The sequence below is a fragment of the Pseudomonas sp. CFBP 8758 genome (genome assembly GCF_014841725.1).
In the GTDB taxonomy this organism is placed as follows: domain Bacteria; phylum Pseudomonadota; class Gammaproteobacteria; order Pseudomonadales; family Pseudomonadaceae; genus Aquipseudomonas; species Aquipseudomonas baltica.
Genome location: NZ_JACYUK010000007.1, coordinates 88558 through 111185 on the forward strand (window position 1 = coordinate 88558; position 22628 = coordinate 111185).

At 63.3% G+C, this 22628-nt stretch carries 19 protein-coding genes; 8 read left to right on the forward strand and 11 right to left on the reverse strand.

Annotation, left to right across the window (positions count from 1 at the left end; genetic code table 11):
* Positions 1-255: 255 nt before the first annotated feature.
* A complete protein-coding gene (locus tag IFT75_RS16385) occupies positions 256-2328 on the reverse strand; it encodes an AsmA family protein (RefSeq protein ID WP_192055733.1) in 2073 nt (690 codons plus the stop codon).
* Between the two features lie 504 nt (positions 2329-2832).
* Here IFT75_RS16385 and IFT75_RS16390 point away from each other — a divergent pair.
* From IFT75_RS16390 to IFT75_RS16420, 7 genes are all read left to right on the forward strand, one after another.
* Positions 2833-3213 carry a hypothetical protein gene (locus IFT75_RS16390; protein ID WP_192055735.1) on the forward strand — a complete coding sequence of 127 codons (381 nt, stop codon included), beginning with the start codon at positions 2833-2835 and terminating at the stop codon, positions 3211-3213.
* A gap of 147 nt (positions 3214-3360) precedes the next feature.
* On the forward strand, positions 3361-3987 hold the full coding sequence (locus IFT75_RS16395) for a TetR family transcriptional regulator (protein WP_192055736.1): 627 nt from the start codon (positions 3361-3363) through the stop codon (positions 3985-3987).
* Between the two features lie 158 nt (positions 3988-4145).
* The gene (ureE, locus tag IFT75_RS16400) at positions 4146-4646 is read left to right on the forward strand and encodes an urease accessory protein UreE (RefSeq protein WP_122480342.1); all 501 of its coding nucleotides are present in this window, start codon (positions 4146-4148) and stop codon (positions 4644-4646) included.
* The gene (locus IFT75_RS16405) at positions 4643-5317 is read left to right on the forward strand and encodes an urease accessory protein UreF (RefSeq protein WP_185795297.1); all 675 of its coding nucleotides are present in this window, start codon (positions 4643-4645) and stop codon (positions 5315-5317) included. Before ureE ends, IFT75_RS16405 begins: the two co-directional genes overlap by 4 nt.
* A gap of 10 nt (positions 5318-5327) precedes the next feature.
* Complete coding sequence (ureG, locus tag IFT75_RS16410) at positions 5328-5942, forward strand: urease accessory protein UreG (RefSeq protein WP_122480344.1); 615 nt, start codon at positions 5328-5330, stop codon at positions 5940-5942.
* 57 nt (positions 5943-5999) lie between these two features.
* Positions 6000-6572, forward strand: a complete 573-nt coding sequence (locus tag IFT75_RS16415; protein ID WP_192055738.1) for a HupE/UreJ family protein — start codon at positions 6000-6002, stop codon at positions 6570-6572.
* 93 nt (positions 6573-6665) lie between these two features.
* Positions 6666-7754 (forward strand): AGE family epimerase/isomerase, encoded by a 1089-nt coding sequence (locus IFT75_RS16420; protein WP_192055740.1) that lies wholly within the window; start codon positions 6666-6668, stop codon positions 7752-7754.
* A gap of 12 nt (positions 7755-7766) precedes the next feature.
* Here IFT75_RS16420 and IFT75_RS16425 read toward each other — a convergent pair whose 3' ends face one another.
* From IFT75_RS16425 to IFT75_RS16450, 6 genes are all read right to left on the reverse strand, one after another.
* Positions 7767-8534 (reverse strand): SDR family oxidoreductase, encoded by a 768-nt coding sequence (locus IFT75_RS16425; RefSeq protein ID WP_122480347.1) that lies wholly within the window; start codon positions 8532-8534, stop codon positions 7767-7769.
* Positions 8535-9263: 729 nt separating this feature from the next.
* On the reverse strand, positions 9264-9980 hold the full coding sequence (locus tag IFT75_RS16430; RefSeq protein WP_122480348.1) for an ABC transporter ATP-binding protein: 717 nt from the start codon (positions 9978-9980) through the stop codon (positions 9264-9266).
* The gene (locus IFT75_RS16435; protein ID WP_122480349.1) at positions 9977-10852 is read right to left on the reverse strand and encodes an ABC transporter ATP-binding protein; all 876 of its coding nucleotides are present in this window, start codon (positions 10850-10852) and stop codon (positions 9977-9979) included. The genes IFT75_RS16430 and IFT75_RS16435 overlap by 4 nt, the downstream gene beginning before the upstream one ends.
* Positions 10849-12153: a high-affinity branched-chain amino acid ABC transporter permease LivM gene (gene livM, locus IFT75_RS16440; protein ID WP_122480350.1), complete on the reverse strand. Its 1305-nt coding sequence runs from the start codon at positions 12151-12153 to the stop codon at positions 10849-10851. Before livM ends, IFT75_RS16435 begins: the two co-directional genes overlap by 4 nt.
* 2 nt (positions 12154-12155) lie before the next feature.
* Complete coding sequence (locus tag IFT75_RS16445) at positions 12156-13070, reverse strand: ABC transporter permease subunit (RefSeq protein WP_122480658.1); 915 nt, start codon at positions 13068-13070, stop codon at positions 12156-12158.
* Between the two features lie 144 nt (positions 13071-13214).
* Positions 13215-14351 carry a branched-chain amino acid ABC transporter substrate-binding protein gene (locus tag IFT75_RS16450; RefSeq protein ID WP_185795301.1) on the reverse strand — a complete coding sequence of 379 codons (1137 nt, stop codon included), beginning with the start codon at positions 14349-14351 and terminating at the stop codon, positions 13215-13217.
* A 496-nt stretch (positions 14352-14847) separates the two neighbouring features.
* Between IFT75_RS16450 and pncB the strand changes: the two genes are divergently transcribed.
* Positions 14848-16047 carry a nicotinate phosphoribosyltransferase gene (gene pncB, locus IFT75_RS16455; RefSeq protein WP_122480352.1) on the forward strand — a complete coding sequence of 400 codons (1200 nt, stop codon included), beginning with the start codon at positions 14848-14850 and terminating at the stop codon, positions 16045-16047.
* 132 nt (positions 16048-16179) lie between these two features.
* Here the strand turns inward: pncB and azu are convergent, their stop codons facing one another.
* The 4 genes from azu to IFT75_RS16475 form a co-directional block, all read right to left on the reverse strand.
* A complete protein-coding gene (azu, locus tag IFT75_RS16460) occupies positions 16180-16629 on the reverse strand; it encodes an azurin (protein ID WP_122480353.1) in 450 nt (149 codons plus the stop codon).
* Positions 16630-16734: 105 nt separating this feature from the next.
* Positions 16735-17625: a transglutaminase family protein gene (locus IFT75_RS16465; RefSeq protein WP_192055742.1), complete on the reverse strand. Its 891-nt coding sequence runs from the start codon at positions 17623-17625 to the stop codon at positions 16735-16737.
* On the reverse strand, positions 17625-20111 hold the full coding sequence (locus IFT75_RS16470; RefSeq protein WP_192055743.1) for a circularly permuted type 2 ATP-grasp protein: 2487 nt from the start codon (positions 20109-20111) through the stop codon (positions 17625-17627). Before IFT75_RS16470 ends, IFT75_RS16465 begins: the two co-directional genes overlap by 1 nt.
* Before the next feature lie 72 nt (positions 20112-20183).
* The gene (locus tag IFT75_RS16475; protein WP_192055745.1) at positions 20184-22568 is read right to left on the reverse strand and encodes a transglutaminase family protein; all 2385 of its coding nucleotides are present in this window, start codon (positions 22566-22568) and stop codon (positions 20184-20186) included.
* Positions 22569-22628 lie beyond the last annotated feature (60 nt).

Below are 22628 nucleotides of genomic sequence, written 5' to 3' on the forward strand. Positions count from 1 at the left end.
AGGAGTACCGCGCCTGCTTGTAGGAGCGGTCCGTGGCCGCGAAGGGCGCGCCTCAATTCACCTGATACACCGCAAGGCCCGTTTCGCGGCCGATGACCGCTCCTACAGGAGTACCACGCCTGCTTGTAGGAGCGGTCCGTGGCCGCGAAGGGCGCGCCTCAATTCACCTGATACACCGCGGCGCCCGCTTCGCGGGCAGAGCCCGCTCCCACACAGGTGCGGGTCATTCCGGGGGAGCCGCCTTCCAACCGAGCCTCAGGAAGCAGGCACCGTCTTGGGCGCCTTGCCCGACTTCATTTGTTCGAGCAATGGCGTGCACTGGTTCGGCTCACCGCCACTAGGCGCGACCAGTGCCAGCAACCCGGCCGCCGGCCCGATGGTAGCGCCCAGCGCAATCATGCCCGCGCCGCGCAGCAGCAGTGGCACGGCTTGCACCCCGGCATTGGGCTTGGCGAACGGGCCGCGCACATACAACGGCGAGCGCAGCGACAGCAGGCGGAAGCCCTTCGATTCCGGCGATATCTTCAGGTCCAGTTGTTCCTGCTTGAAATTCACCGTGCCGTCGACGTAGATGATCGCGTTCTCGGTATCGAAAACGAACAGATCGGTGCTGGCCAGCCCGTTCTTGATGCCCAGCGAGGCCGCCGCACAGTTGATCTCCACTTCCTTGTCGCCGAAGATCTTGCCCACCAGGTAGTTACCGACATTGAGCCCGGCAATTTCCATCAGGTCGCGGCTCACGGCGCCATCATTGACCAGCATCTTCAAATTGCCATCTGCCGAACCCAGTAGCGCTGCGACTGAATTACCGGTACCGGTGATGTCGGCATCGCCGTTGAGCTGGCCGAAGCTGGTGCGCATGGGTTCGAACGTGGGAAACAGCTGCTTGAGCTGAAACCCGCGGGCGGTCAGTTTGGCCCTGCCCTGCAACGGCGTAGTGCGCCCGTTCAGCGAGATCTGTGCATCCAGCTTGCCGCCGGCCACGCCAAAGCGCAGAGGTTCCAGGCGCAGGTTGCCGTCGTTCAACACCACATGGGTGTACAGATCGGTGAACGGCAATTCTTCGCTGTGGACGATCTTGCGTCCGGTAAATTCGACATCGGCGTCCATGGCACGCCAGCGGTCGGTCTTGAACTCTTCGACTGGCAACACCTTGCCGGTGGGTTGCTTGCTTGCGCCGCCACGAGCCTTCTGCTCGGTATTGGAGTCAGCGCCGATCAAAGGCTTGAGGTCGGCAAACAGCAACTGGTTCGAGACCAGCGCGCCACTCAGCTTGGGCCTTGGCTGACTGGCGACGAAGCCCAGATCACCATGGATGTCGCTGTTGCCGATCTTGCCGTTGAAGCCTTCATAGCGGAACGACGCGCCGCCGGGCTCGTGCAGTTTGACCAGCAAGTGCCCGTCGGTTTCGTACGCAGGCGAATCCGGCAGGGTCACCCCGGTCAGTGGATACAGGTTGCCCAGGCTGCTGCCACTCAGGCGCAGGCGCAGGTCCAGGGCACCGAGATTGCGTGGGTCGGTCAGGGTACCGGCAACCGCTGCGCGGGTATCGGCAATGCGCACGTCGACCTGCACCGGAAACGGTCGTGTTGCATCCTGCAGCGCCAGCAGCCCGCCGATCTTGCCCGACCCCGACAGCGGCAGGTCCTTGTAGCGGCCATCGACCTTGAAGCCGAAGGCATAATCCTGCGCACTGGCGCCCTGGTCGGCGACTTTCTTGGCCGCACCGCTGCCGACGATATCGCTGAACGCGATGGGCTTGCCCAATGGATCGATCAACACCTTGACCGAGGTCTTGAGCGTCTGGTCGTCGAAAGCCACCACGCCTTTGTCGAAGCCTATGGCACCGATGTCCATGACCCACTTGGAGGGCTCGGCATCGGGGTCTTTTTCGTCGAACTGAAAGGTCCAGTTGGCGCGTCCATCCGCCAGGCGCTGCAGGGCTACGTCGGGCCCGGTCAGGTTGATACGCGGTATGACCACCCGCTGGGCCAGCAAAGGCAAGGGCGAGAGACGAAACTCGACCTTCTGCAGGCTCGCCATCTGGGGCTTCTGCGACCAGTCGGGGTTGCCCAGGGTGATGTCCTGGGCGACGAAGCGCGGCCATGGCACCCAGGCCCGCCAGCCGCCCTCATCCGTTTCGCGCTGCCAATGCACAGCCAGGTCGCCATTGATGGCGAAAGGGCGATGCAGGGCTTCGGACACTTTTTCGTTGAGCGTGGGCTTGATTCGATTCCAATCGAAGGTGGCGATCACCACCACCAATATCACCAGCAGGACCAACAGGCTGCCCAGGGTCCAGGCGATGATTTTACGTGGGCGCGTCATTGCGGGCTCCTTGAGACTGCGTGCTCCCGCGAGCACAGGGGGTGCTACCTAACAAGGGTAGGACTGATAAACGCCTCGAGGGTTTAGTTTTTGGCTTTTCGAGCCCGGACGCGAGCCGCTTCAACGGCGGATGCGGTGTGCCTGATGCAATGCGATGAACCCGGACGCGGCTTGCGCCGCTGCTACAGGGATCGCGGTCTACTCCCTGTAGCAGCGGCGCAAGCCGCGTCAGCGGTGCATGCGATCCGCCTGACACAACGCGTCCAATGCAGAAGCAACATGCTTCTTCCACTATCAACGTTACCGATGGTGACGCTCGACAACGGTGCTCAGGGCCCGAGAATTCACTGTGCTGGTGCACTGAAACCCTCGATCTAGAGCCCTCACGGCAAAACATCATTTTCGTTGATTGTTACCATTGCCTTTATGAACTTTTCTATCGAATTTCAAAGAGTAGCATTAGCTCTGTACCCAATTACTGCCCTCCCAAGGAGCGCCACCATCATGAAACGCCAATTGCTGCTTTCCCTGACTCTCTCGGTCCTCGCTGCCAACGCCTTCGCCATGCCAGCCGCCGATCAAAGTGTTTCCGCCGAACTGCGTTCCAGCGCTGCCAGCTTCAGCCAGCCCTACCTGGCGGAAGACGGTTCCGACCGCACCCCACAAGGCGCTGTCGCCGAGAACGGCTCCGACCGCACGCCACAGGCTACTTTCGCCGAAGACGGTTCGGATCGCACCCCACAAGGCACCTTCGCCGAGAACGGCTCCGACCGTACGCCACAGGCCACTTTCGCTGAGGACGGTTCGGATCGCACCCCACAAGGTACCTTCGCCGAGAACGGCTCGCAGCGTCTGCTCGATCGTCAAGACCAAGCCAACGCATGAGGCAGTGGTTTGAGGTATCCGACGAAGCCCGGCCTCCCCAAGCCGGGCTTGCCGCCCCCGCGTAATCCATCGCTGCACCCGCTTGGTTCGACGCCCCGCCTGTCAATTTGCTAGAGTTCTGCGCTGTCCTTCACAGAAGCTCCGTCGATGTTGCCTCGCGCCGAACAGAAACAGCAGACCCGTCTCGCCCTCCTCGAAGCCGCACGCCAACTGATGGCGGCCGGTCGAGGCTTCGGCAGTATCAGCCTGCGCGAAGTCGCCAAGGCTGCTGGCATCGTACCCACCGGTTTCTATCGCCATTTCGACGACATGGATCAGCTCGGCCTGGCCCTGGTCAACGAAGTCGACGCCACGTTCCGCGCTACGCTGCGCCTGGTTCGTCACCATGAAATAGTGGTCGGCGGCCTCACAGCGGCTTCCGTCCGCATCTTTCTCGACGGAGTGGCTGCCAATCGCCCGCAATTCCTGTTCCTCGCCCGCGAGCAATACGGAGGGTCCCTGCCCGTGCGCCAGGCCATTGCCACTTTGCGCGCCGGCATCAGCGCCGACCTGGCCACCGACCTGGGGTCCATGCCCAAATGGCAGCACCTGAGCGGAGCGTCACTGCAGGTGATGGCTGACCTTGTCGTCAAGGCCGTGTTTGCCACGCTTCCCGAACTGATCGACCCACCCGCTGCCGACCTGCCGGCCCACCTGACCCCCGAGGCGAAGATCGGCCAGCAACTGCGCTTCATTTTCATCGGCGCCAAATACTGGAAAGGTCTCAACCAATAACTCGTTCGCCTCGAATTGGTGCGTCTCAAGCCGCTACGCACCGCACGAGTGCATTGCGCCGAGTCTCGTTCATCCTGATCCCGCAGCCCCGTTAGCTCACTACCGGTTGGCAAGACACTTGCTCTGCATTGGCCACTGCCCTTCAATGGAAACGTCCAATGCTGGTTATCCATCGCAGAATCGCGCCCGCAAGCCAATGGGCTGCCGAACTGCACCTCAACTTCGAAGCCCGCAGCAAGAGTCGCCTGCGCTGTTTCAGTGCCGAAGGTGAAGACGTCGGCCTGTTTCTGGAACGCGGTCAACCTCCGTTGCACGACGGCGAGTGCCTGCAGGCCGAAGACGGCCGCGTGGTGCGGGTCTGCGCACGGCCCGAGGCGCTGCTTCATGTCACCTGCAGCAGCGCCTTCGAGCTGACTCGCGCCGCCTACCATCTGGGCAACCGCCACGTGGCCCTGCAGGTGGGTGACGGCTGGCTGCGCCTGCTCGACGACTACGTGCTCAAGGCCATGCTCGAACAACTCGGCGCCCAGACCCAACCCCTGCTGGCACCTTTTCATCCCGAACATGGCGCCTATGGCGGTGGCCATCACCATTCGCGCCATGGCGAGGAAGACTTCAACTACGCGCCCAAACTGCACCAGTTCGGCGTGCGCACGTGAACAACGCCTGGGCCCTGCTGCGCCTGGCCAGCCCGCAACTGCCGATCGGTGGCTACAGCTACTCGCAGGGCCTGGAGATGGCCGTGGAAAACGGCACGGTGACCGATGCGCAAAGCGCCCATCGCTGGATCGCCGACCAACTGCTGCTCAACCTGGCCCGTTTCGAGGCGCCCCTGCTGCTGGCCCACTGCGTGGCTGCCGCCGAAGAGGACTGGGGACAACTGCTGGAGCTAGGTGCCGAACATCGCTCGAGCCGCGAAACCCGCGAACTGCAACTCGAAAGCCGGCAAATGGGCTATTCGCTCAAGCAACTGCTGCTCGGCCTTGCCGAACTGGACATTACGGCCCGCCACTATCTGGCTCAGATCGAAGAGCCCCACCTGGCCCTGGGCTGGGCACTGGCCGCGCGCGCCTGGAACATCCCTGCGCAGGACGCCCTTGCGGCCTGGCTGTGGAGTTGGCTGGAAAACCAGTTGGCGGTGCTCATGAAGACCCTGCCCCTGGGCCAGCAGGCTGCTCAGCGACTTACCACACAACTGCTGCCGACGCTGCAGCAGGCCCAGTTCGCAGCCACCGAACTGGATCCCCGACACTACGGCAGCGCCGCTTTCGGCCTGTCATTGGCGAGCATGGCCCACGAGCGCCAGTACAGCCGCCTGTTCCGTTCCTAGGAGAGTCACCATGAATACCCAACCCCTGCGTGTCGGTATCGGAGGCCCGGTAGGCTCTGGCAAGACCGCGCTGACCCTGGCCTTGTGCCTGGCCCTGCGCGAGCGCTACAACCTGGCCGTGGTCACCAACGATATCTACACCCGCGAAGACGCCGACTTCCTGGTACGCAACCAGGCCCTGGCGCCCGAGCGCATCATCGGTGTGGAAACCGGTGGCTGCCCGCACACCGCCATCCGCGAAGACGCCTCCATCAATCTGGAAGCCGTGGACCAGCTCAACCGGCGCTTTCCGGGCCTGGACCTGATCCTCGTGGAATCGGGTGGGGACAACCTGTCCGCCACCTTCAGCCCCGAGCTGTCGGACCTGACCATCTACGTGATCGACGTGTCCGCCGGCGACAAGCTGCCGCGCAAGGGCGGCCCTGGCATCTGCAAGTCCGACCTGCTGGTGATCAACAAGATCGACCTGGCGCCGCTGGTAGGGGCCTCGTTGGAAATGATGGACAGCGACACCCGACGCATGCGCGGCGATAAGCCGTTCGTCTTCAGCAACCAGAAGACCGGTCAGGGCCTGGAACAGATCATTGCCTTCATCGAACGCCAAGGCCTGCTCGACGCCGCCTGAACCCAGCGCACCCTTGCTCGCAACTACCGTGAACACGACGATAAGGAACAGACCCGCATGACCTTCAAGACGCTTCTCACCTGCGCAGCCCTGCTGCTGACACCGGCGGTGGCCTTCGCTCATCCGGGACACGGCGACAATGGCCTGCTGGCCGGCATCGGTCACCCCCTGGGTGGCCTCGACCACCTGCTGGCGATGCTCGCCGTCGGCCTGTGGGCGGCGCAGCAGCAAGGCGCGGCACGCTGGGCCCTGCCCTGCACCTTCGTCGGCACCATGCTGATCGGTGGCCTGCTGGGTTTCGCCGGCCTGCAACTGCCTGCACTGGAAAGCGGCATTGCCGCCTCGGTACTGGCCCTGGGCCTGGCCGTGGCACTGGCCGTGCGGCCACCGTTAGCCTTGGCGGTGGTGGCCACTGCGCTGTTCGCATTGTTTCACGGCGTCGCTCACGGCCTGGAATTGCCGGAGATGTCCAGCCCGGTTGCCTATGCTGCCGGTTTCGTCATGGCGACCGCAGCACTGCATGCGGCGGGTTATGGCGTCGTTCGGTTCCTGCCAACGGCAGCCGCGCCACTGGTACGCGTGGCCGGTGCGCTGTCGGCCATGACCGGCGCATGGCTGCTTACCGGCTGATCGCGCCAAGCCCCCTGCCCGGGGGCCTTGTCTTGGGCGCCGTGGCCGACACCTGCTACCATGTCGCGCAAAACGCCTCCGATGATCCCGCCAATGCCCGACCCAACGCTGCACGCCGCCCTGGCGGCCACCCAAGCGCACTTTCGCGAAATCGTATTGCCGTTGTGGCAAGGCGCCGGCTTCGATAGCGAACTCGGCCTGCCGTTCGAAGCGGTGAGCGCTGCCGGCCAGCCGTTGCCGGTGCAGCGCTACCGCGCCATGGCCTGCGCCCGCCAACTGTATGTCTTTTCCAGCCTGATCGAGCAACCCGGTGCGCGCGAACACGCCGCCACCCTGTTCCGTTCCCTGCAACGGCATTTCCACGACGCCGAACACGGCGGCTGGTTCTACAGCATCGACGCCCAAGGCCGCCCGCTGGACCGACGCAAGGATCTCTACACCCACGCATTCATTGTCTTCGCCTGTGCGCACTACTGGGCCAAGGTGCGCGAACCGCTGGTGGAATCGGTGCTCAATGCCGCCCTCGAGGTCATCGCCACGCGCTTTTCCACAGATGATGGGCTCTACGAAGCCGTGCTCGGCGAAGGCTGGGCCAACCTGGGCACCGGCCCACTGCAGAACCCCTTGATGCACCTGGCCGAGGGCTTCCTGGCAACCTTGGCAGTGCGTGGCGACCAGCCCACACAAACGGCGCTGCAGGCGCTATGCGAAGCGATGCAGGCGCGCTTCGTGGAACCCGAGCACGGGATCATGCTGGAGAAGCCGCGCGGAGCGGTGGATAACTGGTTCGAGCCCGGTCATCAGTTCGAATGGCTGTTCCTCGTGCAGACCTCACCGCTGTTGCAGGGCAGTGCGCTGCACCTCTCCCTGCAACGCGCCTTCACCTATGCGCAACGCACGGGCGTTCGGGACGGCGTGGTCACGGGCATGCTCACGCTCGACGGCCAGGTGCTGGACGCCACCCAGCGTATCTGGGCACAGGCCGAATACCTGCGGGCGCTGACCTTGCAGCCCGGTGCGGCGGTGGCCGCGCAGTTGCAGGTACTGCGCGAGCGCTTCCTGCACACCGGCGGCTGGCACGAATGCCGCGATGGCACCGGGGTGGTCAGCCGCACCGACATGCCATCGACCACCCCCTACCACCTGCTGACCTGCTACCAGGGCCTGCAGGCGTTCCTCTGACGCCAGGGCCGATCAAGCCTTGCCAGGACGCTCCACGGCGAAGCCGGCCCACGATTGCGTGACCGGCATCACTTCCAGACTGTTGATGTTGATGTGCGCCGGCTGGGTCAGAATCCAGTGGATGGTTTCGGCGATGTCCTGCGGCTGGATCGGATTGGCGCCGGCATAGGTGGCGTCGTAACGTGCCTGGTCGCCGCCGAAACGCACCAGCGAGAACTCGCTTTCGCACATCCCGGGTTCCAGGTTGGTGACGCGCACGCCGGTGCCCTGCAGGTCACAGCGCAGACTCAACGAGAATTGCCCGACGAAAGCCTTGGTGGCGCCGTACACATGGCTGCCGGGATACGGGTAATTACCCGCCACCGAACCCAGGTTGACGATGGTAGCCCCCTTGCCGTGGGCAATCAGGCGCGGCAGCAACAGCCGCGTCGCGTAGATCAGGCCCTTGACGTTGGTATCGACCATGGTGTCCCAGTCGTCCAGGTCGCACTTGGGTGCAGGATCGGCACCCAAGGCCAGGCCGGCGTTGTTGACCAACCCGCTGATGCTGGCGAACTCCTCAGGCAACCCGGCAATCGCTGCCTCCATGGCCTTTCTATCGCGCACATCGAGCACCAGCGGATGCACCCGCGTCTTTGCCGACAGCTCTTCGCTCAGCGCCATCAGGCGCTCTTCGCGACGGCCGGTGAGAATCAGCGACCAGCCTGCCTCGGCGAAACGTCGCGCGCAGGCTTCGCCAAATCCGGACGTGGCGCCAGTGATGAATACCGTGGAAGTCATGCGGGTCTCCTGCGGGGATAGCCACGGAGCGTGCCCACGCAATGCGCAGGCCGTTCGAATCGTCGCCACCGTGAATGGGGTTTTGCAGAATGCCCGGCGTACGGGCCGTATGCAACTGATCAATAATCGAACAGCGCCCGCAGACCCTCGTGGTTGCGGGTCCCAGTGCGGTTACCCGCAACTTATCCACAAGCCGTTCCACAGAGATTGGGGGCAACTCCCTTCTGCACGGCAACCCCTGGGGCCAAGCTGGCCGGGAGCCATTAGAATTTTTTGGCTTGACCGGTGAGGTGTATTGCGCATGCAGGTACGGCACTGCGTCTGCAGTGGTCATACGACCAAAGGCGCAACGCCAGTGAAACCGCCACTTTTCGAAGTATTTCCAAGGCTTGTTCACAGACTTATCCACAGCCTGTGCGAGTGCTGTCACTCTGATTGGCACGGTGGATAAAACAGTTGACAAAGCCCGTTCGCGCGACTGTCCAACTTGTTGTTCGATTTTTGATCAACTGACTGCAGGCCCCGTGTACCGTGGCCTGCAGAGGTATACCACCAACTTGTCCACAACCGGTTCCACAGCAATTGGGGACAAGCGTGCTTTGTGGCATTTCAGTGACCAACAGTGGTTTTATGTCGCACTTTGACACTGCAGCGAATTTGTTTTCCACAATTGGGCAGGGTGACGAAAAACGCCCCTGACGGGGCGTTCGGCAAGCCTTTCACATCTGCTCAATGCCCGCCCAGATACGCGTTGCGCACCTCGTCGTTGCTCAACAACTCACGCCCCGTGCCGGTCAGACGGATCTCGCCGTTGACCATCACATAGGCACGGTCGGAAAGCCGCAGGGCGTGGTTGGCGTTCTGCTCGACCAGGAAGATGGTCATGCCGCCCTGGGCCAGCTCGCGCAGGGTCGAGAAGATCTGCTTGACCACGATCGGCGCCAGCCCCAGCGACGGCTCGTCGAGCAGCAACAGCTTGGGCCGGCTCATCAGCGCACGCGCAATGGCGAGCATCTGCTGCTCGCCTCCGGACATGGTCATGGCGCGCTGATTGCGCCGTTCCTTGAGCCGTGGAAACAGCTCGAACATGCGCTGCATGTCTTCGCTCGAATGCTTGTCGCCGATGGGGATGGTACCCATCATCAGGTTTTCTTCCACCGACATGTCGGGAAACACCCGACGGCCTTCCGGCGACTGGGCAATGCCGTTGGAGGCGATGTAGTGGGACGACTTCTGGGTGATGTCGGTACCCCGGTAGATGATCTGCCCCGCACTGGCGCGCGGCTGGCCGAAAATCGACATCAACAGCGTCGACTTGCCCGCGCCATTGGAACCGATCAGGCTGACCGTCTCGCCCTCGTTGATGTGCAGCGATACTTTCTTCAGCGCCTGGATCGGGCCGTAGTGAACGTCGATCTCCTTCATTTCGAGGATGGGCGTACTCATACCAGCTCCTCCTCTTCGGCACCCAGGTAGGCGGCGATCACCTTGGGGTCGTTGCGGATCTGCTCCGGCCCGCCCTTGGCGATCACATTGCCATGGTCCAGTACCACGATGTCGTCGGAAATGCTCATCACCATGCCCATGTCGTGTTCGATCAGCACCACCGTCATGTCGTGCTCGTCACGCAGCAGGCGGATCATGCCGCTCAGGGCCTCGGTTTCCTGCGGGTTGAGGCCCGCCGCCGGTTCGTCCAGGCAGATCACCTGGGGCCGCGTGCACATGGCCCGGGCGATCTCCAGACGCCGTTGCTGGCCGTAGGAAAGCTCACCGGCCAAGCGGTTGGCGCAGTTCACCAGGTCCACCACTTCCAGCCAGTAGAACGCGGTCTTGATAGCGTCCTCTTCGGCCTTGCGATAACCACGGGTGTTGAGGATCCCTGCCAGCATGTTGCGGTTGACCCACATGTGCTGGGCGACCAGCAGGTTTTCCAGCACCGACATTTCCTTGAACAGACGAATGTTCTGGAAGGTCCGGGCCAGCCCGGCGCGGTTCACCAGGTGAGTCCCGCCGAACATCTTGTACCAGACACGGCTGGCGAAGCTGCGTGGCGAGACGAAATCAGTGGCCTGGAACGGCTCGCCCAGCAACTTGATGACATTGGTCTTCTGGCCGCGAGCGTTGAGTTCGATACGTCCACCGGTGGCCTTGTAGAACCCGGTGAGACAGTTGAAGACGGTGGTCTTGCCGGCGCCGTTGGGGCCGATCAGGGCGAAGATCGAGTTGCGCCGGACCTGCAGGCTGACATCGCTCAAGGCCTTGATGCCACCGAAATGCATCATCAACTTCTCGACCGACAGAATGACTTCGTTACTCATGGCGTAGTCCCCTTGGCGTCGATCAATGCGCCCTTGACTGGCTTGATGCCGGTACGGCTGATACGGATCAGGCCACGTGGCCGCCAGATCATCATCAGTACCATCAATACGCCAAACAGCAATACTCGGTACTCGGAGAAACTGCGCAGCAGCTCCGGGGCCACGGTCAGTACGAAGGCAGCAATCACCACACCCACGGTGGAGCCCATGCCGCCCAGCACGACGATGGCAAGGATCAGCGCCGACTCGAAGAAGGTGAACGAGGTCGGGTTGACGAAGCCCTGGTAGCTGGCGAAGAACACCCCGGCCAGGCCTGCGGTGGAGGCACCGATGGTAAAGGCCGAAAGCTTGACCAACACGTGGTTCAGGCCCATCGAGCGGCAGGCGATCTCGTCCTCGCGCAGGGCTTCCCAGGCACGCCCTACCGGCATGCGGGTGAGTCGATGCTTGACGTAGAGAACGGCCAGTACCACCAGGAACAGCACGGCGTAGATGAACAGGAATTTCAGGTCGGGGTTGTATTCGAAGCCGAAGTACTCGTGGATCGGCACCCCGCCGTCACGGGCACGACGACCGAACTCCAGGCCGAAGAAGGTGGGCGAAGGTACCGGCACACCATTGGGACCGCCGGTGAACGACAACCAGTTGTTGAGCACCAGGCGAATGATTTCGCCGAAGCCCAAGGTCACGATGGCCAGGTAGTCCCCGTGCATTCGCAGCACCGGGAAACCCAGTATGCACCCCGCCAGCGCCGCCGCGATCGCAGCCAGCGGCAACGCCGACCAGAAGCCCAGGCCCAGGTACTGGTAGCCCAATGCGAGGCCGTAGGCGCCGATGGCATAGAACGCCACGTAGCCCAGGTCGAGCAGGCCGGCCAGCCCGACCACGATGTTCAGGCCCAGGCCCAGCAACACATAGATCAACCCGAGAATGACCACGGTGAGGATGTATTTGTTGGCGAAGATGGGGAACACGATGGCGATCACGATCAGCGCTGGAATGATGAAGCGCAGCCGCGACTTGTAGTCCGGCGGCAGCACGTGCACGCCCGACCCCGAGCTTTCGAAGCTCTGGGAAATGCTGCGGCCACGCGGCGTCTGCAGGAACAGGCTGAGCAGGAAGCGCCCGGCCATCACCGCTGCCACCAGCCAGGCGACGCGGGCCGGTTGCAGGTTGAAGCTGTAGCCGTCGAGCACGATGCCGACGATGGGGCCGAACACGATCAGCGCCAGCAGGCCGGCAATGACCATGTCGACCAGGCTTTTCTTGATATCGATAGGTTTGGCAGTAGGTGCGGACATACTTATACCTTCGCCACGAGTGGGCGACCCAGCAGGCCTTGGGGACGGAAGATCAGGATCAGCACCAACAGGCCGAAGCTGAACACATCCTTGTAGTCGGAGTTGATCAAGCCGGAGAACTGCGATTCGGCAACCCCCAGTATCAGGCCACCGAGCATGGCGCCGGGCAATGAGCCGATGCCGCCCAGTACCGCTGCGGTGAACGCCTTGATGCCGATGATGAACCCGGCATAGAAGTCGAACGTGCCGTAGTTCATGGTGATCAACACGCCGGCCAGCGCCGCCATGGCCGCGCCGATGATGAACACATAGGAAATGACCCGGTCGGTGTTGATGCCCAGGATCGAGGCCATCTTGCGATCCTGCTGGGTGGCGCGGCACATGCGCCCAAGCTTGGTGAACTTGATGATGTAGGTCAGCACGCCCATGCCCACGAAGGCGGCAATGAGGATGAAGATCTTGGTGTAGGTGATCTGCACGAAACCGGTGCCCACTTCAAGGCGCCAGGCCCCTTCGAGCAGGGTCGGGACGCCTTGCTGGCGAGCGCCCTGGCTGATCTGCGCGTAGTTCTGCAGAATCAGCGATATGCCGATGGCGCTGATCAGCGGCGCCAGCCGGGTCGAGTTGCGCAGCGGCTTGTAGGCCACGCGCTCGATCACGAAGCCGTACACACCGGTCACCACGATGGTGAACACCAATGTGCCAAGGATCAGGAACGGAAAGGATTCGAGGCCGAAGAACGACAGCACGGCCAGACCTATGGCGGCCAGGTAGGCGCTGATCATGTAAACGTCGCCGTGGGCAAAGTTGATCATGCCGATGATGCCATAGACCATGGTGTAGCCAATGGCGATCAAGCCGTACACCGACCCCAGGGTCAGGCCGTTGATCATTTGTTGCAGGAAGATACCGTCCATCATGCACTCTCACGAACGTCTGGAACCGCGCACCGCGCAAGGTGCGGACAGGCCTCGGCCCGCCCGCCACCTGTCAGGCGGTATTGAGGGAAACGTGGGCCACCTCAAGGGCGGCCCGGACTGGCATGCGCCAGTGCAAACGTCCTACTTCTGCTGTTCCAGCTGCTTGTACTTGCCCTCGGCGTTCCACTGGTAGACCACGTAGTCGGACACTTTCAGGTCACCCTTGGTGTCCCAGGCCTTCTCGCCCATGACGGTCTTGACCGGGTTGGCCTTCAGCCATTTGGCAGCCTCTTCGCCCTTGTTCGACTTGGCGCCGTTGAAGCCTGCAGCCAGGGCCTGCAACGAAGCGTAGGCGTACAGAGTGTAGCCCTCTGGCTCGTAGCCGGACTTGCGGAACTCCTCAACCACCGCCTTGCTGTCGGGCAGCATGCGCGGATCGGCGCCGAAGGTCATGTACACGCCGTCGACGTATTGCGCACCGCCAGCGGTGGTGACCAGTTCGTCGGTGACGATGCCGTCGTCGGACATGAACTTGACGTCCTTGAGGCCCTGTTCGCGCATCTGCCGAACCAGTGGCCCGGCTTCGGGGTGCAGGCCGCCGAAATACACCACATCGGCGCCGGTGGAGCGGATCTTGGTGACCAGGGCGCTGAAGTCTTTCTCGCCGCGGGTCAGGCCTTCTTCCAGCACCGGCTTCACACCGCGCTTGGTCAGCTGTGCCGAGGTGGCATCGGCCAGGCCCTTGCCGTAGGTGTCCTTGTCGTTGATCACTGCGACTTTCTTGCCCTTGAGCACGTCGACGATGTAGTCGCCGGCCACGATGCCCTGCTGGTCGTCGCGACCGCACATGCGGAATACCGCCGGCAGGCCACGTTCGGTCACGGTCGGGTTGGTCGAGCCAGGGGTGATCATCAGCACGCCGGCGTCTGCATACACCTCGGATGCCGGAACGGTGGACGAGGAACAGAAGTGCCCCACCACCCCTGCGACCTTGTCCTGATCGGCCAGCCGGTTGGCGACGGCCACGGCCTGCTTCGGCTCGCAGGCGTCATCACCGGCAACCAGGACGATCTTTTCCCCATTCACGCCGCCGGCCTTGTTGATGGCATCGGCTGCCGCCTGTGCACCCTTCATGTACTGCTGACCGAACGATGCGTTGGCACCGGTCATCGGCCCTGCTACGCCGATCTTGATGTCGGCTTGAACAATCGACGAAGCGCCCAGCGCAGCTGCCACTGCGAGAGCCAGAAAACCTTTCCTGTAGAACGTCTGCGACATGAGTGGTGCTCCTGAATTTTTTTGGTTGGCACTACAGCTTCAGCGCATTGCTCAGAGCAAGGGCCGTGCCAGCGCATTTGCCCAACTTGCGCAGTTTTCATTTTCAGGAGCACTTCACTGCCCCGGAACCATTTTCTACAGGTCGTGCAACCGTCTGGCACGGGAATGGTGGAACCCGCAAAGAGTGCGGGTACAACCCGTGCGCGCCATCATTGCAACCCCACGCAGCGCCCGTGGGCAACCACGCTGTAACCGCCGACGTAACCGAAGTGCACACTGTCGGTGCATAACCGCTACACCGCGCACCACAGGATCCTCCTGCAGTGCCGGGTGCAGGCCACTTCGCGTCTCTCTTCGCGGGCCTGCGCAGGGCACTGGCACGGGTCGCGCAGGGGAAGGCACGTCACATCCACCCGCTCTCCAAAAAGCTGGCAGAATGTGCCCCTACTGTGCGCCACCGCCGTTCCAAATGAGGCACGCGGTTCTGGAGACCCTGATGAGCGAGAGCGTATTCGCCGATCGCATCGTGCAAAACCTGCTCGACACCGATCTTTACAAGTTGAGCATGATGCAGGCTGTACTGCACAACTACCCCAACGTCGATGTCGAGTGGGAGTTTCGTTGTCGCAACGGCGAAGACCTGCGGCCCTACCTGAACGACATTCGCGAACAGCTCGAGCAGCTCTCCGAATTGAGTCTGGGCCCGGACCAGCTGAGCTTTCTGGAAGGCATCAATTTCATGAAGCCCGACTTCCTGCGCTTCCTGGGTCTGTTTCGCTTCAACCTGCGCTACCTGAGCATCGGCATCGAGAACGACCAGCTGTTCATTCGCCTGCGCGGGCCGTGGCTGCACGTGATCCTGTTCGAAGTGCCACTGCTGGCCACGGTCAGCGAGGTACGCAATCGCATTCGCTATCCCGATGTGCTGCTCAGCCAGCCGCGGGAAAAACTCTATCGCAAGTTCGAATGGCTGCAGGCCAATGCCAGCAGCGAAGAGCTGGCCGAATTGCAGGTGGCCGACTTCGGCACTCGTCGACGCTTTTCCTACAAGGTGCAGGAGGAAGTGGTCACGGTGCTCAAGCACGAGTTTCCGGGGCGCTTCGTCGGCACCAGCAACATGCACCTGGCCCGTCAGCTGGATCTCAAGCCGCTGGGCACCATGGCCCATGAATGGATCATGGCTCACCAGCAACTGGGGCCGCGCTTGATCGACAGCCAGATCGCCGCACTCGATTGCTGGGTGCGCGAGTACCGTGGCCTGCTTGGCATCGCGCTCACCGACTGCATCACCATGGATGCGTTTCTGGGGGATTTCGACCTGTACTTCGCCAAGCTCTTCGATGGCTTGCGCCACGACTCGGGTGACCCGGTGGTCTGGGCGGAAAAGGCCATCGCCCACTACCGCAAGCTGGGCATCGATCCGATGACCAAGACCCTGGTGTTTTCCGATGGGCTGGACCTGCCCAAGTCCCTGCAGATATTTCGCGCACTGCGCGGGCGCATCAATGTGAGCTTCGGCATCGGCACCAACCTGACCTGCGACATTCCAGGCGTGGAACCCATGAACATCGTGCTGAAGATGACCGACTGCAACGGCCAACCGGTGGCGAAGATTTCCGACGAAGCCGCCAAGACCCAATGCCGCGACCCCAATTTCGTCGCCTACCTGCGCCACGTGTTCAAGGTGCCTGCTTGAAGCCAGTACACGCAATGGCGGACGTCCTGTAGGAGCGGTCCGTGGCCGCGAAAAGGTCAACGCGGTGAATCAGGCATACCGCGTCGCCTGCTTCGCGGCCGATGACCGCTCCTACGTGGTCGAAGCGAACACTCAATCGACCAGGGTCACCGCCCCCTTCATCATGGCCAGGTGACCCGGGAACGAGCAAAAGAACAGGTATTTCTGGTCTGCCGACAGTTTCGACACGTCGAACGACACCGAATCCTTCTCCCCGGCGCCGATGACCTTGGTGTACGCAATCACGCGCTCGTCGCCTTTCTTCAGGTAGCTGTTGTCGATGCCGGCACTCATGCCGTCCATCGCGATGCCGCGGGCATCGTCTTCCTTGCTCAGGACCCAGTTGTGGCCCATGACTTCCTTGGGCAGGCTGCCGGAGTGGGTCAGGTTGACCGTGAACGTCTTGCAGCTCTTGCTGATCTCGATAGCCTTGCTGCCGAAGGTCATCTGGTCGGTCGAATCGACGGTGGTCGAGCACTCGGCCGCCAGCAACTGACCGCTGGCCAGGGCAAGCACCGATACCGCTACAGCTTTTGCAAACATGTGAGTCTCCAGGCAGGGGAAATGGCTACGGCGGCAATCATTTCACGATTGGCCGCAGGCTGCAGCACTCTGCCAGCAGTCAGACATTCGCTGTAAACATTCGGCTCAAACCATCGGCAGAACGGTCACGCGCACCTCGGGATCGTGCCCACCCCCGCCCAGAATCACTCCGCGCAAGGGCGACACGTCGCTGAAATCACGCCCCCATGCCAGGGTGATGTGTTCCAGCCCCGGTTGAACGTTGTTGGTGGGATCGAAATCGACCCATCCCAGCACCGGGCAGAACACCGACACCCAGGCATGCGACGCATCCGCGCCGATCATTCGCGGCTGCCCTGGCGGTGGCTGGGTCAGCAGGTAGCCGCTGACGTACCGTGCCGCCAAACCGCGCGAGCGCAGGCAGGCCAGCATCAGGTGGGCGAAGTCCTGGCAGACGCCCCGACGGTTCTCCAACACCTCGACCAGCGGCGTCGCCACCTGGGTAGCCATGGCATCGAAGGTGAACTCGCTGAAGATTTTCTGCATCAAGGCCTGGGCACCCTGCAGCATCGGCCTGCCGGACGGAAAGCAACTGGCGGAAAACGCCACGAAGCTTTTCTTCAGGCGCACGTAGGGGGATTCGAAGCGGTAGCGACAGGCTTGCAGCACCTGCGCGGCGACTGGCCGGCCGCTATAGCACAGGGCATCGCGGGTCGACTCCCAGGCCGGCGACAGGGCAAGCACGACCGGCGCTCGTGGCAGCACCTCGACATGCAGGCGCGCGCCAACCTTGAGTTCATCGTGGGGGCGCTCGAACGCCAGCCGCGTCAGCGGATTGCCGAACACATCGAGCTCATCGGTACGCCGGGTCGGTTCGGGGCTGATCTGCAGTGCGTGCTCATGGCACACCTGCCAGGCGCAAGGCCTCGGCCACAGGTGAGCCAGCTGCTTGGCCAGCGACACTGGGCTGTCGTAGCAGTAACGGGTGTCGTGAACGATCTGGTAATGCGCACTCATCACACCGACACCGTTTGCTGGCTGACATCGTCGACATGGACGAAATGGCGCAACGCCAGGCGGTCCGATACCTGCACGCTGACACTGGCGATATCCTCCAGCAGGCTGCGCAGTCCGTCGAGCACGGCGCGCACGCTGGCTTCACCGAACAGCGCGTTTTCCAGGGTACCCAGATCGAAGCGCGCCACGCGCTCGATCAGTGGCTCCAGGGCGCGATCCACCGGCAGGTCGAATTCATCGCTCAGGCGGCGTACGGCCCGCGCCACCAGCTTGAGCTGGAACAACACGGCATGGGGGTTCTGGGCGTCGAGCAACAGCAGGTCCAGCACCGGAATCAACTGCGGCACGGCCAGGTAGCGTGAACGATAGGTGATGCTGCTGTTGCCCAACTCGAGCAGCCAGTCCAGGCCAGCCTGTTCGTCCAGCGCATCGCTTGCCAGAAACGCCGACAAGCCATTGCTGAGAAACTGCAGGCGTTCGATGCGTCGCCCGATCATCAGAAAACGCCAGCCTTCATCGCGGGTCATGTCGTCGAGCGCAAAACCGGACAGTGCAGCCAGGTTCATCACCAGTCGATTGAGGAAGTCGAGCAGCTCGCCCAGGTCCGGCACGTCGACTTCAAGCACCAGTGACTCGCGCTGCAGTTCGCCCAACGCCTGCCAGTTCTCTCGCGACAGCTTGCCGCGCACCTGAAACGCCGCCCATTGCAGACGCTGCAGGTTGGCACGCAGGCTGAACGCCCAATCCTCACCGCGCAGGGCCATCAGCAGGCGCTCGCGCAGGTCGCCCTCCTCGGGCAACAGGTGCAGGCTCTCGGCCAGATCGACAGCGGCCTGCAGCGCCTGAGGATCGTCGCCGTCCAGATAGCGGCCGAGAATGATCCGCAGCAGTCGTGCGCTGCCGTCGCAACGCTCGCAGTAACGGCCGAACCAGAACAGGTTCTCCACCACCCGCGAAGGCAGGTAGGGGTCCATGCGCACCAGGTCATGGACCCCGATGCTCCGCTGCGCCCGCCACTGCTCGCCGACCGGAGCGTGCTCGCCCAACACCCAGGTGTCCTTGCTGGCGCCGCCGTGCTGCATCGACACCACTTCGGCATCGGCGTCCGTGGCCACTCGGGTCAAGCCGCCGGGCAACACCCGGTAACCGTCGGCGGCGGCGACCGCAAACACGCGCATGCCGATCGCCCTGGGTTGCAGGTGGTTGCCGTGGCCATGCCACACCGGCGCCAGGGACAGCTGCGCCATTTCCTGAGCGACGTAGGCATAGGGTCGGGCCTGAATGCGTTCGGTCAACGCCTGACGCTGGGCGGCGTCCAGATCCCGACCGAACACCGGGCCGAAGTTCTGCGACGGGAAGGCCGGCTTGATCACCAGCTCGTCCAGCCGCTCGAGGGCCTGGGCCAGCACCGGCGGCTCGCCGCACCACCAGGTGGCGATTGACGGCAGGATCAAGGTTTCGCCGAACAGATGCTCACAGATGCGCGGCAGAAAACCCAGCAGCCCGGGCGATTCGAGCACGCCGCTGCCCAAGGCATTGGCCACCATCACATTGCCCTGGCGCACGGCGTCGAGCAGGGCGGGCACGCCCAGGGCAGAGTCGGTGCGCAACTCCAGGGGGTCGCAGAAATCGTCGTCCAGGCGACGCATGATCGCGTGCACCCGGCGCAGACCGCTCAAGGTCTTCAGGTAGACGGTCGCCTCGCGCACGGTCAGGTCACTGCCCTCGACCAGCGGATAGCCGAGCTGGCGTGCCAGGTACAGATGCTCGAAATAGCTTTCGTTGAACCGCCCAGGCGTCAACAGCACCACCAGCGGCGCCTCGTTGGCGCTGGCGGCCAGTCGGCTCATGGTGTCCTGCACGGTGCGAAAAAAGCCGGCCATGTGCTCGACTTTCAAGTCGCGGTACAGCTCGGGAAAGGTCCGCAACAGGCCCATGCGGTTTTCCAGCGCATAGCCTGCGCCGGAGGGCGCCTGGGTCCGGTCGGCGGTGACCCACCAGCGTCCATCGGGCGTGCGCGCCAGGTCCGCCGCATACAGGTGCAGGAACGTGCCTTGCGGCGGCTGCATGCCCTGGCACGGCCACAGGTAGTTGTTGTGCCCGAAGATCAGCTCGGCGGGCAGCAGCCCTTGGGCAATCAGCGTTTGCGGGCCATAGATATCGGCCAGCACGGCGTTGAGCAAGCGTGCCCGCTGGGCAATACCCGCCGCGACCTGGCGCCATTCGTGGGCAGGAATGATGTGCGGCAGCAGGTCCAGTTCCCACGGCCGATCGGCCCCCTTGGGGTCGGCATAGACGTTGTAGGTGACGCCGTTTTCCTGGATCTGCCGTGTCAGCGACGCCTGGCGCTGCGACAACTGGCCTGGCGCACTGCGTTGCAGATGCTCGAACAGGCGCCGCCAGTGCGGGCGCACGCCGCCATCGGGTTCGAGCATTTCATGATAGGACCCGCCGGACAGCGAGTAACGATCGAGCAGGTCAGACATGGCGAAGCTCGGGGGCAGCGTTGAGAAGAACGATTATCGCAGCCTGCACGGTGCGCGGATACCGTCCATGGCTCACACCCCGCCTTGAGGAACGCGGCGCATGTCCAGGGTCATCGGCAAGTCATCGTCCACCTTGAGCGCTGGCAGTACCAGCCTGCCGGGACTGTGGCCGATCCGAAAGAACCGCGCCAGACGCCGGCTTTCGGCTTCGTTGGCATTCACCGGTGGGCTGTCGTAGCTGCGCCCGCCGGGGTGCACCGCATGGTACTGGCACCCACCCAGCGAGCGCTGCGTCCAGGTGTCGACGATGTCGAAGGTCAGCGGCACATGCGCCTGGCCGGCGACGTCATCGCCGTGATCGGCCTGCCAGGCACGGTAGCGCACTCCCGCAACGAACTCGCCGGCACGACCGGTAGCGGTCAGCGGCAGGGGCTGGCCATTGACAGCCAGCCGGTAACGATCGGCCAGCAACCCATTGACGCGCACCTGCAGGCGCTCCAGCGATGCGTCCGGCGACTGCGGCGCGCCACTGGCACTGCCTCGTCCGGGGCCAGGCTCCAGGGCATGGCGCAGCTCCACGGCAATCCCCTCTACAACGCAGTCGCCCATCGTGGGGAAGCGAAACGCCCGTTGTGCGGCAAACCATCCGGCATCCACGGCATAGCCGTGTGCATTCAGATCGTCGATCACCTCGGCGAAATCGCGCTCGATGAAGTACGGCAGCATGAAGCGGTCGTGCAGCTGTGTACCCCAGCGGGTCAGCCTGGCCGGTGCGTAGGGCTTGCGCCAGAAGCGCGCCACCAGGCTGCGCAGCAACAGTTGCAGAGCCAGGTTCATGCGCCCATGGGGTGGCATTTCCAGGCCCTGCAGGCGCAGCAGCCCCGCGCGCTCCCCTGGTCCGTCACCGTCCAGACGGGCAATGCAGAACTGCGCGCCGGCAGGGTTACCGGTCATATCCACCAACAGATGGCGCAGCACACGGTCGATCAGCCCTGTTGGGCACGGCACGCCGGGAACGGGCAATTGCGCCAGAGCGATCTCGAGTTCGTACAACGCATCGCCGCGCGTTTCGTCGACCCGCGGGGTCGGCCAGGCCGTGCCACTGAACAGATACGACAGCGCCGGATGATCATGCCAATAGCCGATCAGACTGCGCAGCAGGTCGGGCCGGCGCAGAAACGGCGAATCCGCCGCCGTCGTCCCACCCAGCAGCAACGGATTACCCGCGCCGGTGCCGGTCTGCCGACCGTCGATCATGAATCGCTGGGCCTCCAGGCGACCCTGCCGGGCCTGCTCGTACAGCTCATCCACACCCTGGACCGACTGCGCCCAGCTTGTGGATGGCGGCACGTCGACCTTGAACACGCCTGGCATCGACGTAGCCTTGAAACCACTGGCAGGTGCGTCGCTTCGAGCTTCCCACGTTGCGGCATCGGCGCCATCCATGGCCACGAAGGTCGGCTCGCTGCCGATGCACAGGCGCACGTCCTCTGCGCGCAGATCGGCATCGACCCGCTGCCCCAGGGCCAGCATGTCCGCCCATTGCTCTTCGCTCAACGGCCAGGTGACGCGTGGCGTCTGCCAGATACGCTGCACCGACATCCGGTGGGAAAACGTCACCTCACAGGGCTCCACCCGGCCACTGATCGGCGCCGCCGAAGAAGGTTCGGGACTGCACGCCAGGGGAATGTGGCCCTCCCCGGCAAACAGCCCGGACGTGGCGTCCAGACCAATCCAGCCAGCGCCCGGCAAATACACCTCGCACCAGGCATGCAGGTCGGTGAAATCGACATCGGTACCGGACGGACCGTCGAGGGCCTGCTCGTCGGCGACCAATTGGATCAGGTAGCCGGAGACGAAGCGCGCGGCAATCCCCAGTCGGCGCATCAGCTGCACCAGCAGCCAGGCTGAATCGCGGCACGAACCGGCACCGGTGAGCAGCGTGTGCTCGGGCGTCTGCACGCCCGGCTCCATGCGCAGCAGGTAGCGAATGTCATGGCTGAGTTGCTGGTTCAGCCTGACCAGGAAATCGATACTGGGGATCGGCGTACGGTCGATGCCGTCCAGGTACGCTTGAAACCTGGGCGTCAGGGCCAGGGTTTCCAGGTAGGGAGCCAGCTCATGCTGCTCTTCGTCGGTGTATGCGAAGGGCATCTGCTGCGCATGCGGTTCGAGAAAGAAATCGAAGGGATTGAACACCGCGATCTCGGCAACCAGGTCCACTTCGATGCGCAGCTCGGTGGCCTTCTCCGGAAACACCAGGCGGGCCAGGTAGTTGCCCTGTGGGTCCTGCTGCCAATTGATGAAGTGCTGCGCTGGCGACACTTTCAAGGCATAGGAAAGCACCCGCGTGCGGCTGTGCGGCGCGGGGCGCAGGCGCACCACTTGAGGGCCGACATCGACGGCGCGGTCGTAGCGATAATGGGTGACATGGTTCAGTGCGACATGAATCGACACGACGTGCCTCCTGCGAGCCTGGAAGGTAAGTGCACGGCGCAAGACTTATGCCATGTGGAG